12 protein-coding genes are annotated in these 14,203 nt (G+C 59.7%); 5 read left to right on the top strand and 7 right to left on the bottom strand.

The features are described from left to right. Positions 1–40: 40 nt before the first annotated feature. The gene (locus C9422_RS14710; RefSeq protein WP_116581144.1) at positions 41–325 is read left to right on the top strand and encodes a GIY-YIG nuclease family protein; all 285 of its coding nucleotides are present in this window, start codon (positions 41–43) and stop codon (positions 323–325) included. An 84-nt stretch (positions 326–409) separates the two neighbouring features. Next, the gene (locus C9422_RS14705; protein WP_116581143.1) at positions 410–1,345 is read left to right on the top strand and encodes a glutathione S-transferase family protein; all 936 of its coding nucleotides are present in this window, start codon (positions 410–412) and stop codon (positions 1,343–1,345) included. 102 nt (positions 1,346–1,447) lie between these two features. On the opposite strand, the gene C9422_RS14700 is transcribed toward C9422_RS14705, so the two are convergent. Beyond that, a complete protein-coding gene (locus C9422_RS14700; protein WP_116581142.1) occupies positions 1,448–1,798 on the bottom strand; it encodes a glutaredoxin family protein in 351 nt (116 codons plus the stop codon). Next, positions 1,798–2,802 (bottom strand): nucleoid-associated protein YejK, encoded by a 1,005-nt coding sequence (gene yejK / locus C9422_RS14695; protein WP_007972706.1) that lies wholly within the window; start codon positions 2,800–2,802, stop codon positions 1,798–1,800. Before yejK ends, C9422_RS14700 begins: the two co-directional genes overlap by 1 nt. A gap of 474 nt (positions 2,803–3,276) precedes the next feature. Here yejK and C9422_RS14690 point away from each other — a divergent pair, with 474 nt between their 5' ends. Then, on the top strand, positions 3,277–3,558 hold the full coding sequence (locus C9422_RS14690; protein WP_007905514.1) for an HU family DNA-binding protein: 282 nt from the start codon (positions 3,277–3,279) through the stop codon (positions 3,556–3,558). Between the two features lie 304 nt (positions 3,559–3,862). Beyond that, a complete protein-coding gene (locus tag C9422_RS14685) occupies positions 3,863–4,300 on the top strand; it encodes a DUF3757 domain-containing protein (protein ID WP_116581141.1) in 438 nt (145 codons plus the stop codon). A 124-nt stretch (positions 4,301–4,424) separates the two neighbouring features. On the opposite strand, the gene rlmF is transcribed toward C9422_RS14685, so the two are convergent. The 5 genes from rlmF to C9422_RS14660 form a co-directional block, all read right to left on the bottom strand. Further along, complete coding sequence (rlmF, locus tag C9422_RS14680) at positions 4,425–5,456, bottom strand: 23S rRNA (adenine(1618)-N(6))-methyltransferase RlmF (protein WP_116581140.1); 1,032 nt, start codon at positions 5,454–5,456, stop codon at positions 4,425–4,427. 211 nt (positions 5,457–5,667) lie between these two features. Continuing rightward, on the bottom strand, positions 5,668–8,514 hold the full coding sequence (locus C9422_RS14675; protein ID WP_007972710.1) for a valine--tRNA ligase: 2,847 nt from the start codon (positions 8,512–8,514) through the stop codon (positions 5,668–5,670). A gap of 230 nt (positions 8,515–8,744) precedes the next feature. Further along, positions 8,745–10,061 (bottom strand): MFS transporter, encoded by a 1,317-nt coding sequence (locus C9422_RS14670; RefSeq protein ID WP_116581139.1) that lies wholly within the window; start codon positions 10,059–10,061, stop codon positions 8,745–8,747. A 241-nt stretch (positions 10,062–10,302) separates the two neighbouring features. After that, complete coding sequence (locus tag C9422_RS14665; RefSeq protein ID WP_116581138.1) at positions 10,303–11,544, bottom strand: transporter associated domain-containing protein; 1,242 nt, start codon at positions 11,542–11,544, stop codon at positions 10,303–10,305. A 12-nt stretch (positions 11,545–11,556) separates the two neighbouring features. Continuing rightward, positions 11,557–12,369 (bottom strand): inner membrane protein YpjD, encoded by an 813-nt coding sequence (locus C9422_RS14660; RefSeq protein ID WP_007972717.1) that lies wholly within the window; start codon positions 12,367–12,369, stop codon positions 11,557–11,559. A 210-nt stretch (positions 12,370–12,579) separates the two neighbouring features. On the opposite strand from C9422_RS14660, the gene ffh reads away from it, so the two are divergent. Continuing rightward, positions 12,580–13,956: a signal recognition particle protein gene (ffh, locus tag C9422_RS14655; protein ID WP_007972719.1), complete on the top strand. Its 1,377-nt coding sequence runs from the start codon at positions 12,580–12,582 to the stop codon at positions 13,954–13,956. Positions 13,957–14,203: the final 247 nt, after the last annotated feature.

Genomic DNA, 14,203 nt, shown 5'->3' with positions numbered 1-14,203 from the left:
TAAGATCGCGGCTCGTTTCCTTTCAAGCCTTGATCGTGCCGTGACCACCCCAAGCGAGTCTCCCGTCAGCAAGCCCTGGTTCGTCTACCTCGTTCGCGCGGCCAATGGCTCGCTGTATTGCGGGGTCAGCGATGATCCCGTGCGCCGCTTCGCCAAGCATCAAAGTGGCAAGGGTGCACGGTTCTTTCTGTCCAGCCCGGCCATGGCGCTGGTCTACACCGAACGTTGTCGCGACAAAAGCGATGCGCTGCGCCAGGAACGGCTGATCAAGAAACTGCGCAAAAGCGCCAAGGAATGTCTGGTAGCGTCTTATCAATCTGGCTGATCGGCTCCCATCAGGCACATCTGTAGGCTGCCAACCGATTGCGCGCTAAGCTGCGAATTCCTAATTTGTGCGGCGGAGCCGAGCATGTCCGAGTTGATTCTGCATCATTACCCGACGTCCCTCTTTGCCGAGAAGGCCCGTCTGTTGCTGGGCTTCAAGGGCTTGTCATGGCGCTCGGTGAAGATCTCTCCGGTGATGCCAAAACCGGACCTTACGGCGTTGACCGGTGGCTACCGCAAGACACCTGTATTGCAGGTCGGTGCAGATATTTATTGCGATACGGCATTGATTGCCCGGCGACTGGAACAGGAAAAAGCCTTGCCGGCATTCTTTCCGGAAGGTCAGGAAATGATCACCGCGTCGTTTGCAGCCTGGGCCGACTCTGTTGTGTTCCAGCACGTGGTCAGCCTGGTGTTCCAGCCGGAATCGATAGCGGTGCGCTTTGGCAATTTATCGCCGGAGGCGATCAAGGCGTTCCTGGCCGACCGCGCCGGTTTGTTCAGTGGTGGTAGCGCGACAAAATTGTCGGCCGAGCAGGCCAAACATCAGTGGCCAACGATCATGTCGCGGCTGGAGCTGCAGTTGCAGCGTGAAGAGGGTGATTTCCTGTTCGGTGAACCGTCGATTGCCGACTTTGCCCTGGCCCATTGCCTCTGGTTCCTCAAGGCCACAGCGGTGACGGCTCCGCTGGTCGAAGCTTACCCGGCAGTCAATGCGTGGCACTCTCGGGTATTGGGCTTTGGTCATGGCGCCTCCAGCGAGATGACGTCCGAAGAGGCGCTGGAGGTGGCGCGCAGCTCCACGCCAGCGGCATTGCCGGATGAACAGTTCGTCGATCCCAACGGATTCACGGCGGGTCAGCAGGTGGTGATCGCCGCCACGGACTACGGCGTTGATCCGGTCGCGGGAGAGCTGCTGTTTGCCGGCAGCGAAGAATTGATCTTACGGCGCAAGGATGAGCGTGGCGGCGTGGTGCATGTGCACTTCCCGCGGTTTGGTTTCCGTATCGAAGCCTGCTGACATTTCTGTTGATAGCAAAAACGAAAAGATCGCAGCCTTCGGCAGCTCCTACACCCATCTCATGTAGGAGCTGCCGAAGGCTGCGATCTTTTGATCTTTGGGTTACTTCAGTGCAGCCAGAATCGCATCCGGGTCATACCCGCGAATCAGCGTCCCGTTCACATCGATGATCGGAATGCCGCCACCGCCCAGCGCCTGATAGTCCCCGCGCGCGACGGCATCTTTCTCGATATCGAATTCCTTGTACGGAATGCCTTTCTGATCGAGAAAGCGCCGGGTCAGCTTGCAGTAACCACACCATTCGGTGGCGTAGAGCACGACGTTGGCCCGGGCCTGCGTCTGTGCTGGCACCACTTGCGAAGGGTTGAACACCCGCTCGATCTTGCCCCAGTTCTGGTAAGCCACGACCACCAGCAGGATCAGCAGGAATTTTTTCAGTACCCCGCCGAACATCAGTTGCGACGCTTCAGTTGATCGGTGAGCGAAGTGGGCAGGCCCTTGATGATCAGGGTGCCGGCTTCTTCGTCGTACTCGATCTTCGAACCTAGCAGGTGCGCTTCGAAACTGATCGACAAGCCTTCGGCACGGCCAGTGAATCGGCGGAACTGGTTCAGGGTGCGTTTATCGGCCGGGATTTCCGGCGACAGGCCGTAGTCCTTGTTGCGAATGTGATCGTAGAAGGCCTTCGGGCGTTCTTCGTCGATCAGCCCCGACAATTCTTCCAGGCCCATCGGTTCACCGAGCTTGGCCTGGCTGCTGGCGTAATCCACCAGGGTCTTGGTCTTCTCGCGGGCGTCGTCTTCCGGCAGGTCTTCGCTTTCAACGAAATCACTGAAGGCCTTGAGCAGAGTGCGGGTTTCACCCGGACCGTCGACGCCTTCCTGGCAGCCGATGAAGTCGCGGAAATACTCCGAAACCTTTTTGCCGTTCTTGCCTTTGATGAACGAAATGTACTGCTTGGATTGTTTATTGTTCTGCCACTCGGAAACGTTGATCCGCGCCGCCAGGTGCAATTGGCCCAGGTCCAGATGACGGGATGGGGTCACGTCCAGCTCATCGGTCACGGCCACGCCTTCGCTGTGGTGCAGCAGGGCGATGGCCAGGTAGTCGGTCATGCCTTGCTGGTAGTGTGCGAACAACACATGGCCGCCGACGGACAGGTTCGATTCTTCCATCAGCTTTTGCAGGTGCTCGACCGCCACGCGGCTGAACGCCGTGAAATCCTGGCTGCCCTCGAGGTACTCCTTCAGCCAGCCGCTGAACGGAAATGCACCGGATTCCGGATGGAACAGGCCCCAGGCTTTACCCTGTTTGGCGTTATAGCTTTCGTTGAGGTCGGCGAGCATGTTCTCGATGGCCGCGGACTCTGCCAGTTCGGAGTCACGGGCGTGGAGAACTGCAGGTGTGCCGTCGGGTTTTTTGTCGATCAGGTGGACGATGCAATGACGGATCGGCATGGGCTTCTCGGCTGAATGAGGAGAGGAGGGCGTGCTCCCCGAAAAAGCGCTCAGTGTACCCGCATCCCTCTGTAGGAGCTGCCGAAGGCTGCGATCTTTTGATCTTGTTTTTTAAAATACAAAGGCAAAAGATCGCAGCCTTCGGCAGCTCCTACAGGAGGGATAGAGGGCAATTGGCAGGCGACCGACGGCGCTTATGCGTTTTTTTCCTGTTTTAGCGCAATAAAGCTGACCAAATGGGTAGCTAGAGGCGGATATTTCCACGTCTGTGTGCTAGCTTTGCCCGGTCTTGCGCGAAGTCACTGCGTTAAGCGTGCAGTCAGCATTTGTCAGGTCGAACCAAACCCTGATTTCGGTATCTATAACCCCGATCCCGAGGTTATTTGGCCGAGGGTGCCAGATCCAGAAGATCGGGCTCGATGGCTGACATTGCACTCTGCAATCCATATGAATTTGATAGGGAAGGAACACTAAATGGCTCTTACTAAAGACCAACTGATCGCCGACATCGCTGAAGCTATCGACGCGCCGAAAACCACCGCGCGTAACGCTCTGGACCAACTGGGCCAAATCGTTGCCGATCAGCTGGAAAACGGCGGCGAAATCACTCTGCCAGGTATCGGCAAGCTGAAAGTGACTGAGCGTCCTGCCCGCACTGGCCGTAACCCTTCGACTGGCGCTGCCATCGAAATCGCTGCCAAGAAAGTGATCAAGCTGGTTGTGGCCAAAGGCCTGACCGACGCTGTTAACAAGTAAGACTTGTTAAGAAAAAACCGTGCGCCGGAGCAATCCGGGCACGGTTTTTTTATGGGCGTTGAAAAAGTTTACGCAAGGTAAACTTTGGCAATGATTTTTTTGTGGAAGCGGTTGTTTCCGCGCGTTTCATCGCGATAGCTCGGTTGTTCTGAAATAACACTTTTCTCCCTGTATAAAACGAACGCTCCTACAGAACTGACAGTTGAGTGCGCGCCTTGGGTCGGTAGTATCGATAAGGCGTAGCGCACGGCTTTGCGTAAAAGCCAAAATCAAATTTCAGTTGTTCGTTACAGGGACGTTTTTTATGAAAGTTAAACAGTTGTTGATGTGCGTATCGTTTCTGGTGTCCGGTCAGGCGTTGGCCAATATGACCGAGTACTGCCCAAGCCCTGCTGACATCAAGGAGTTGGCAGCCGGTGCCTATAAAGCCCCGACAGCCAGTGGTGACGGGGAATGGTACGGCGTTTCGCAAACCGGGCGCGGGCCGGTAGGTGAGTTCGAACTGGCGATATTCGCTCCTCGCATAGCGGCCGAGATCAGCACTGTAGCCGGCGAAATTCTGCGTTGCGGTTACATGCTGAAAAATGGAGGCGAACTGGATATGAGATACAAGCGAGAGGGAACTGTCGTGAGCATTGATACTAATGGGCCATGGGAGGAATGGTTTGGTCAGTATTACTGCGATAGCAAGGAGGCGCGGGCCTGTGCGTTCAAAGAGAATGTTCGTGTAACAAAGCGCTGAGTTGCCAGGAAAGTTATCAGGTAGTTTAGGGTGTGGGACTAAGCTTCACCGTTAACCGCCAAGGCTCGTAAAAAAGCCGTGTACAGGAGCCATCCCGACACGGCTTTTTTGTGCGTCCGGTTTTTTACTCTGCAGTAGCTTTAGACCATCGCGTCTGACGCCAGGCCTGTTGCTGCGCCAGGGTCTGGAAGGTCCAGGCGACGAAGCGGCTCTGCTTCTGTCCCTGACCCATTTCCACCACCCGACTGTCCAGCGCGCCGGCCTTGCTCAGGGCCGTCTGGATCGCCGGCAGGTTCGATGCTTTCGATACCAGCGTGCTGAACCACAGCACTTGTTGCGCCACCTGCACGCTCTCGCTGACCAGTTGCGTGACGAAACGCACTTCCCCGCCCTCACACCACAGTTCCGCCGCCTGCCCGCCAAAGTTCAGCACCGGCAGCTTGCGTTTCGGATCGGCCTTGCCCAGGGCTCGCCATTTGCGCGTACTGCCCCGCGTGGCCTCGTCCAGCGAGGCGTGGAATGGCGGGTTGCACATGGTCAGGTCGAACCGCTCTGCGCTCTCCAGCAGGCCTGTGAGGATCTGCTTGGGATTGCTCTGCTGGCGTACCTGGATCGCCTTGTTCAGGCCATTGGATTGAATGATGGCCTTCGCCGCGGCGATGGCGGTCGCATCGATGTCGGAGCCAAGGAATTGCCAGCGATAATCGCTGTAACCAATCAGCGGATACACGCAGTTGGCGCCCATGCCGATGTCCAGCACCTTCACGGCAGCACCACGGGGGATCGCGCCGTCATTCCCGCTGGCCAGCAGGTCGGCGAGGAAGTGCACGTAATCGGCACGGCCTGGCACTGGCGGACACAGGTAGTCGGCCGGAATGTCCCAATGAGCGATGCCATAGAACGACTTGAGCAGCGCCCGGTTGAATACCCGCACGGCCTCCGGGCTGGCGAAGTCGATGCTTTCCTTGCCGTACGGATTGATGATCACGAATTTTTTCAGTTCCGGCGTGCTTTTGATCAGCGCCGGAAAGTCGTAGCGACCCTGATGGCGATTGCGCGGGTGCAGGCTGGCCTTCTCACGCGGCGCCGCGGCTTTGGCCGCTGGCGCGGATTCAGGCTTTTTGCGCGTAGGTTTTGGTGTGCGGGGGGCGGTCATGGCGGTGGTCGATTCGGGTATGGCTAAAAGTGGCGGGCATTGTCCCACATCCAGGTGTTCCCTGTAGGAGCTGCCGCAGGCTGCGATCTTTTGATCTTGCTTTTTAAAAAAACAAGATCAAAAGATCGCAGCCGGCGGCAGCGCCTACAGGGGGGATGCGGCATAAAAAAGGGAGGCCGCTTGGACCTCCCTTTCTCATTGCGACCTGCCGTTAAAGGCTGGCAATTCGCGCGTGCTGCTCGGCCAGCTTGCCCAGGGCCTGTTCGGCCTCAGCCAGTTTGGCGCGTTCTTTCTCGATGACTTCAGCTGGCGCCTTGTCAACGAAGCCGGCGTTGGACAGCTTGCCGCCGACACGTTGCACTTCACCCTGCAGACGCTGGATTTCCTTGTCCAGACGCGCCAGTTCCGCACCTTTGTCGATCAGACCGGCCATTGGCACCAGCACTTCCATCTCCCCGACCAGTGCGGTGGCGGACAGTGGTGCTTCTTCGCCGGCAGCCAGCACGGTGATCGATTCGAGGCGCGCCAGCTTCTTCAGCAGGGCTTCGTTTTCGGTCAGGCGGCGCTGATCCTCGGCGCTGACGTTCTTCAGGAACAGCGGCAGCGGTTTGCCCGGGCCGATGTTCATTTCGCCACGGATGTTACGGGTGCCGAGCATCAGGCCCTTGAGCCATTCGATGTCGTCTTCGGCCGCCTGATCGATGCGGGTTTCGTTGGCCACTGGCCAAGGTTGCAGCATGATCGTCTTGCCTTCGATACCTGCCAGCGGCGCGATGCGCTGCCAGATTTCTTCGGTGATGAACGGCATGAACGGATGCGCCAGGCGCAGGGCGACTTCCAGTACGCGCACCAGGGTGCGACGGGTGCCGCGCTGGCGTTCAACCGGAGCGTTTTCGTCCCACAGCACAGGCTTGGACAGTTCCAGGTACCAGTCGCAGTACTGGTTCCAGATGAACTCGTACAGCGCTTGTGCCGCCAGGTCGAAACGGAACTGGTCGAGTTGGCGGGTCACTTCGGCTTCGGTGCGTTGCAGCTGCGAAATGATCCAGCGATCCGCCAGCGACAGCTCATAGGCTTCGCCGTTCTGGCCGCAGTCTTCGCCCTTGTCCAGCACGTAGCGCGCCGCGTTCCAGATCTTGTTGCAGAAGTTGCGATAGCCCTCGACGCGGCCCATGTCGAACTTGATGTCGCGGCCGGTGGACGCCAGCGAGCAGAAGGTGAAGCGCAGGGCGTCGGTGCCGTAGCTGGCGATGCCTTCGGCGAACTCGTCGCGGGTCTGCTTCTCGATCTTCTTCGCCAGTTTCGGCTGCATCATGCCGGAGGTGCGCTTCTGCACCAGGGCTTCGAGCTCGATACCGTCGATGATGTCCAGCGGGTCCAGGACGTTGCCCTTGGACTTGGACATCTTCTGGCCCTGGCCATCACGCACCAGGCCGTGAACGTACACGGTCTTGAACGGAACCTGCGGCGTGCCGTCTTCGTTTTTCACCAGATGCATGGTGAGCATGATCATCCGGGCAACCCAGAAGAAAATGATGTCGAAGCCGGTTACCAGGACGTCGGTGGAGTGGAATTTTTTCAGGAATTCGGTTTTTTCCGGCCAGCCGAGGGTGGAGAAGGTCCACAGGCCCGAGCTGAACCAGGTGTCGAGAACGTCGTTGTCCTGTTGCAGGGCAACGTCCGGGCCGAGGTTGTGCTTGGCACGCACTTCGGCTTCGTCGCGACCGACGTAGACCTTGCCCGACTCGTCGTACCAGGCCGGAATGCGGTGGCCCCACCAGAGTTGACGGCTGATGCACCAGTCCTGGATGTCGCGCATCCACGAGAAATACATGTTTTCGTACTGTTTCGGTACGAACTGGATGCGGCCGTCTTCAACGGCGGCGATCGCAGGTTCGGCCAATGGCTTGGTGGACACGTACCACTGGTCGGTCAGCCATGGCTCGATGACGGTGCCGGAACGGTCGCCTTTCGGCACTTTCAGGGCGTGATCGTCAACGCTGACCAACAGGCCGGCAGCGTCGAACGCGGCCACGATCTGCTTGCGCGCTTCGAAGCGGTCGAGACCGGCGTATTCGGCCGGGATCTTGCCGTCGATGGTTTCATTCAGCGTGCCGTCGAGGTTGAACACCTGGCAAGCCGGCAGGACCGCTGCGTTCTTGTCGAAGATGTTCAGCAGCGGCAGGTTGTGACGCTTGCCGACTTCGTAGTCGTTGAAGTCGTGGGCCGGGGTGATTTTCACGCAGCCGGTGCCGAATTCAGGGTCGCAGTAATCGTCGGCGATGATCGGGATGCGGCGGCCAACCAGTGGCAGCTCGACAAATTTGCCGATCAGGGCTTTGTAGCGTTCATCGTTCGGGTTAACGGCCACGGCGGAGTCGCCGAGCATGGTTTCCGGGCGAGTGGTCGCGACGATCAGGAAATCGTTGCCTTCAGCCGTCTTGGCGCCGTCGGCCAGCGGGTATTTCAGGTTCCACAGGAAACCTTTCTCGTCGTGGTTTTCCACTTCGAGGTCGGAAATCGCCGTGTGCAGCTTGGTGTCCCAGTTGACCAGGCGCTTGCCGCGGTAGATCAGGCCGTCTTCGTGCAGGCGTACGAACGCTTCTTTAACGGCTTCCGAGAGGCCGTCATCCATGGTGAAGCGCTCGCGGCTCCAGTCGACGGACGAGCCGAGGCGACGGATCTGACGGCTGATGTTGCCACCGGACTCATCCTTCCATTCCCAGACTTTCTCGAGGAATTTTTCGCGGCCCAGGTCGTGGCGGCTCTGGCCCTTGGCTTCGAGTTGACGCTCGACCAGCATCTGCGTGGCGATACCGGCGTGGTCGGTGCCTGGCTGCCACAGGGTGTTGCGACCCTGCATGCGGCGGAAACGGATCAGGGCGTCCATGATCGCGTTGTTGAAGCCGTGACCCATGTGCAGGCTGCCGGTGACGTTCGGCGGCGGGATCATGATGGTGTAGGACTCGCCCGCGCCTTGCGGGGCGAAGTAATTCTCTGACTCCCAGGTGTTGTACCAGGAAGTTTCAATGGCGTGCGGCTGGTAGGTCTTATCCATGCGCGGCGGGACCCTATTGGCATTTATTCAGGAAAAGCCGGGAAGTATAGCGGGGATGAGCCGATGCGCGTAGAGCGAGGTGACAATGGGCGGGGGAAAAGTTGTGGTGGGTGTTTTGTCTGGGAGGGCCCCTTCGCGGGCAAGCCCGCTCCCACAGGTCTTATGTCGAACCACTATTTTGTGATCGACACCAACCCTGTGGGAGCGGGCTTGCCCGCGAAAGCGATCTGTCAGGCGACCTGATTCAAATCGTTATGGCGCGTTTCCTTCAGGCACAGCACCGCAATCAAACTCAGCACCGCCGCCCCGGACACATAGCCGCCGACGTAGCTCAGTCCGCCCATCGCCACCAGTTTCTGGGCGAAGAACGGCGCCGCGGAGGCGCCCACGATACCGCCCAGGTTGTAGGCCGCCGAGGCACCGGTGTAGCGCACGTGGGTGGGGAACAGTTCCGGCAGCAGCGCGCCCATGGGCGCAAATGTCACGCCCATCAGAAACAGTTCGATGCACAGGAACAGCGCCACACTCCAGGTGGAACCTTGGGTCAGCAGCGGTTCCATGAGGAAGCCGGACAGGATCGCCAGCACGCCACCGATGATCAGCACCGGCTTGCGCCCGTAACGGTCGCTGGCCCAGGCCGACAGCGGGGTGGCGGCCGCCATGAACAGTACTGCGAAGCACAACAGACCGAGAAAGGTTTCGCGGCTGTAGCCGAGCGTTGCAACGCCGTAACTCAGGGAAAACACCGTGGAGATGTAAAACAGCGCGTAGCACACCACCATCGCGCCGGCGCCCAGCAAGACGGGCGCCCAGTATTGGCCGAACAGTTCGAACAGCGGGATCTTCACCCGTTCCTGGCGCGCCATGGCGTTGGCGAATACCGGGGTCTCATGCAGCTTGAGGCGCACGTACAGGCCGACCATCACCAGCGCGGCGCTGAGCAGGAACGGAATACGCCAGCCCCATGAGCGGAACTGTTCATCGTCCAGCACCACGGCCAAAGTCAGGAACAGGCCGTTGGCCGCCAGGAAACCAATGGATGGGCCCAACTGCGGGAACATGCCGAACCACGCGCGTTTGCCTTTCGGCGCGTTCTCCGTGGCCAGCAATGCCGCGCCACCCCATTCGCCGCCCAGCCCCAGGCCCTGGCCGAAGCGCAGGACGCACAACAGGATCGGTGCCCAGGCGCCAATGCTGTCGTATCCCGGCAGCACGCCGATCAGCGTGGTGCACACACCCATCAGCAGCAACGAGGCGACCAGGGTCGACTTGCGGCCGATACGGTCGCCGAAGTGGCCGAAAAGGGCCGAACCCAAGGGGCGGGCGAGGAAGGCGATGCCGAACGTGAGAAACGCCGACAGCATCTGGGCGGTGCCGGATGTCTGTGGAAAGAACACCGGGCCAATCACCAGCGCTGCGGCGGTGGCATAGACATAGAAATCGTAGAACTCGATGGCGGTACCGATGAAGCTCGCAGTGGCCACGCGGGTAGCGGAGTTCGTCGGTTGTGCAGGAGTGGAGTCGCTGTAAGTCGTGCTGGTCGTCATGCGGTGATCCCTGACAGTCATGTGCCCCAGTGGAGCGAATTATTATGGTCGAGAACCCAGGGATGTGGGCTTAACGCAGAGTGCGGGTGGCACAGGGTGTGGCGGGGCTTGGGTAAGCGGTTCGATTATAGGAAGGTGGCTAACGATTCAACAAGCGCAAAAGATCGCAGCCTTCGGCAGCTCCTACAGGGGAAACGCGTTCCAATGTAGGAGCTGCCGCAGGCTGCGATCTTTGAACAATCTAACGGGCGGGTAAAGCAGCGAGAGCCGGGTTGGTCTGCCAAATCAACACCCGCGTGACACGGTTTTCCTCAGTCGCGAGAATTTCCAGGCGATAGCGGCCGATTTTCAGGCAGACAGGGCAGTCCGGGATGGTTTCCAGCGCTTCGGTGACCAAGCCGTTCAGGGTTTTCGGGCCATCGCTGGGCAGGTGCCAGCCGAGGCTCTTGTTCAGTTCGCGGATGGACGCGGCTCCGTCGATCACCAGGCGTCCGTCGGCTTGCGGATGAATGTGCGGGTTGTCCAGGCTGTGCTGGCTTTCGAACTCGCCGACGATTTCTTCGAGAATGTCTTCCAGGGTGACGATGCCCAGCACTTCGCCGTATTCATCGACCACCATGCCCAGGCGTCGCTGCTGTTTGTGGAAGTTGAGCAGTTGCAGCTGCAGTGGGGTGCTTTCCGGCACGAAGTACGGCTCGTGGCTGGCCGCCAGCAAGGCTTCCCTGGTCAGGCTCGCATCGGGCAGCAAGTGCAGGATGTGCCGGGTGTTGAGGACGGCTTCGACCTGGTTGATATCACTGTGGAACACCGGCAGGCGCGTGCGCTTGTTGTGGCGCAACTGTTCGATGATTTCTTCGATGGAGTCATCGAGATTGATGCCGTCCACGTCGCTGCGCGGTACCAGGATGTCATTGACGGTGATGTTGTCCAGCGCGTGGATGCCGGGCAGCGGGTGAGGGCGGCTTACGGTTTCGGAGGGCGTATGCCGCTCCGTCAGCGTTTCGTCCTCACTTTGTTGCACCACTTTGGCTTTACGGACAAATGGGCGCGTCAGCAAGCGGCTGATGCTGGTGAGCAGCCATGCCGCGGGATAGATGATTTTCAGCGGCAACCGCAGCAGGTTGTTGCCCTGGGCCAGGATCGCATCGGGATAACGAGCGGCGAGGGTGCGTGGCAAGTAGTCGGAAAACACCAGCAACATGGCGCCCGCCCCGAGGCAGGCGACCCACGGGCCGTTCTCGGCCCAGGTGAAAATGGCCAGCAAGGTGCTGATGACCACCACGAGTGCACGGCACAGTGTGTTGCAAAAAATCAGGCTGGCCAGGGGGAAGCTGAGTTTCGCCACCGGCTTGTCGCTGGAACGCGTTGCGGTGCGCTGGGCCAGCAAATGCTGGTGCGCCGCTTCGATGGCGGTAAACAGCCCCGACCATAAAACCAGCAGGGTCACTACCGCGAGCATCGGCCCTATGGGCAAGTCGTCCATTAATGCCGCCCGTCAGATATGCAGGATGTATTCACGAACCAGCTTGCTGCCGAAATACGCCAGCATCAGCAGGCAAAAGCCGGCCAGGGTCCAGCGAATGGCTTTGTGCCCGCGCCAGCCCAGGCGATTGCGTCCCCACAGCAGCACGCTGAAAACGACCCAGGCCAGGCAGGCCAGCAGGGTTTTGTGCACCAGATGCTGGGCGAACAGGTTCTCGACGAACAGCCAGCCGGAAATCAGCGACAGCGACAACAGCGTCCAGCCGGCCCAGAGAAAACCGAACAACAGGCTTTCCATGGTCTGCAGCGGCGGGAAGTTCTTGATCAGCCCGGAGGGGTGCTTGTGCTTGAGCTGGTGGTCCTGGACCAGCAGCAGCAAGGACTGGAACACCGCGATGGTGAACATGCCATAGGCCAGAATCGAAAGCAGGATGTGGGCGAGGATGCCCGGCTCCTCATCGATGACCTGTACCGTGCCGGCGGGGGCAAAATGCGCCAGCATCACGGTCAAGGCCCCAAGCGGAAACAGCAGGACCAGCAGGTTTTCCACCGGAATCCGCGAGCAGGCCAGCAGGGTCAATGCGATGACTGCCACGGCAATCAGGCTGGCGGCACTGAAGAAGTCCAGGGCCAGGCCGGTCGGGGTCAGCAGGTGGGTGAGCAGGCTGACGCTGTGGGCCAATACGGCGAGCACGCCGAGCATGACCAGCAGGCGTTTGTTGACCTTGGCGCCGGACGCCAGGCGAGTGCCCTGGTAAATGGTCGCAGCGGCATACAAGCAGGCGGCGGCGAGGGTAGTTAGCAAGCTGGGTGACAAGGGGAGCATAAATCCTGTTAGGCAAGCCCGAAAGTCGCTGAGTTTGGCATAGAACCCCTGCCACACGAAAGACCGCACAACCCGACGGCGAGGTGTCCGCCGGCCCCAGTCTTCGCTATAATCCGCGACCTGCCCACGCCGCAGGCTCGCCGAGCACACATTTAGTCCGGTCCGGGCCGCCATTATCCCGGTCTACACAGGGCCTGAAAGGATCGCGCAATGTTTGAAAACTTAACCGAACGTCTCTCGCAGACGCTGCGCCATGTCACCGGCAAGGCCAAGCTGACTGAAGACAACATCAAAGACACCCTGCGTGAAGTGCGCATGGCGTTGCTCGAAGCCGACGTCGCCCTGCCGGTGGTCAAGGATTTCGTCAATTCGGTCAAGGAGCGTGCCGTCGGTACCGAGGTGTCGCGCAGCCTGACGCCGGGCCAGGCCTTCGTGAAAATCGTCCAGGCCGAACTCGAAAGCCTGATGGGCGCGGCCAACGAAGACCTGAACCTGAGCGCAGTGCCGCCAGCGGTCATCCTCATGGCCGGTTTGCAGGGCGCTGGTAAAACCACCACCGCCGGCAAGCTTGCGCGCTTCCTTAAAGAGCGCAAGAAGAAGTCGGTCATGGTCGTGTCCGCCGACGTTTACCGTCCGGCGGCGATCAAGCAGCTGGAAACCCTGGCCAACGACATCGGCGTGACCTTCTTCCCGTCAGACCTGAGCCAGAAGCCGGTCGACATCGCCAATGCGGCTATTAAGGAAGCAAAACTCAAATTCATCGACGTGGTCATCGTCGATACCGCCGGTCGCCTGCACATCGATGAAGAGATGATGGGCGAGATCAAGGCCCTGCACGCCGCGATCAACCCGGTCGAAACCCTGTTCGTGGTCGACGCCATGACCGGCCAGGACGCCGCCAACACGGCCAAGGCCTTCGGCGATGCATTGCCGCTGACCGGTGTGATCCTGACCAAGGTCGACGGCGACGCCCGTGGCGGTGCCGCGCTGTCGGTGCGCGCCATCACCGGCAAGCCGATCAAGTTCATCGGTATGGGCGAGAAGAGCGAAGCGCTCGATCCGTTCCACCCTGAGCGTATCGCCTCGCGCATCCTCGGCATGGGCGACGTGCTCAGCCTGATCGAGCAGGCGGAAGCGACCCTCGACAAGGACAAGGCCGACAAGCTGGCCAAGAAGCTGAAGAAGGGCAAGGGCTTCGACCTCGAAGACTTCCGCGATCAGCTGCAACAGATGAAGAACATGGGCGGCCTCGGCGGGCTCATGGACAAGCTGCCGAACATGGGTGGCGTGAACCTGGCGCAAATGGGCAACGCCCAGGGTGCGGCAGAGAAGCAATTCAAGCAGATGGAAGCCATCATCAACTCGATGACCCCGGCCGAGCGCCGCGATCCCGAGATGATCAGCGGTTCGCGCAAGCGCCGGATCGCCATGGGTTCCGGCACCCAGGTGCAGGACATCGGCCGCTTGATCAAGCAGCACAAGCAGATGCAGAAGATGATGAAGAAATTCTCTGCAAAAGGCGGAATGGCCAAGATGATGCGCGGCATGGGTGGAATGCTACCCGGCGGCGGCATGCCCAAGATGTAAAGAATTCGCGCCGACCATCAGGTCGGCGCAGCCCCACACGGACGTGGGATACACAGCAAACCCGCACTTGGCGGGAGCTGACCGGCCGTTTTCAACGACGGCTCTATAGCAAATCTGCATGGCGGCCGATAGACCGCCGGAAAAAGTCATTTGCAAAAGTCCGGATATTCCTTAGAATATGCGGCCTTTCGGGCACCCATGCCCGCTGTGCCTTTAGATTTGCAGCACCGACTACAGGAACGATGTT

Origin of the sequence: Pseudomonas sp. B1(2018) (genome assembly GCF_003097365.1) — a bacterium.
GTDB lineage: Bacteria > Pseudomonadota > Gammaproteobacteria > Pseudomonadales > Pseudomonadaceae > Aquipseudomonas > Aquipseudomonas laurylsulfatiphila.
The sequence above is the reverse complement of the archived record's forward strand: the minus strand, read 5'-3'. Positions and strand labels throughout refer to the sequence as shown.

Coding starts and splice junctions, on each gene's coding strand:
- C9422_RS14705 (WP_116581143.1), top strand. CDS start 410: ATGTCCGAGTTGATTCTGCATCATTACCCGACGTCCCTCTTTGCCGAG.
- C9422_RS14700 (WP_116581142.1), bottom strand. CDS start 1,798: ATGTTCGGCGGGGTACTGAAAAAATTCCTGCTGATCCTGCTGGTGGTC.
- yejK (WP_007972706.1), bottom strand. CDS start 2,802: ATGCCGATCCGTCATTGCATCGTCCACCTGATCGACAAAAAACCCGAC.
- C9422_RS14690 (WP_007905514.1), top strand. CDS start 3,277: ATGGCTCTTACTAAAGACCAACTGATCGCCGACATCGCTGAAGCTATC.
- C9422_RS14685 (WP_116581141.1), top strand. CDS start 3,863: ATGAAAGTTAAACAGTTGTTGATGTGCGTATCGTTTCTGGTGTCCGGT.
- rlmF (WP_116581140.1), bottom strand. CDS start 5,456: ATGACCGCCCCCCGCACACCAAAACCTACGCGCAAAAAGCCTGAATCC.
- C9422_RS14675 (WP_007972710.1), bottom strand. CDS start 8,514: ATGGATAAGACCTACCAGCCGCACGCCATTGAAACTTCCTGGTACAAC.
- C9422_RS14670 (WP_116581139.1), bottom strand. CDS start 10,061: ATGACGACCAGCACGACTTACAGCGACTCCACTCCTGCACAACCGACG.
- C9422_RS14665 (WP_116581138.1), bottom strand. CDS start 11,544: ATGGACGACTTGCCCATAGGGCCGATGCTCGCGGTAGTGACCCTGCTG.
- C9422_RS14660 (WP_007972717.1), bottom strand. CDS start 12,369: ATGCTCCCCTTGTCACCCAGCTTGCTAACTACCCTCGCCGCCGCCTGC.
- ffh (WP_007972719.1), top strand. CDS start 12,580: ATGTTTGAAAACTTAACCGAACGTCTCTCGCAGACGCTGCGCCATGTC.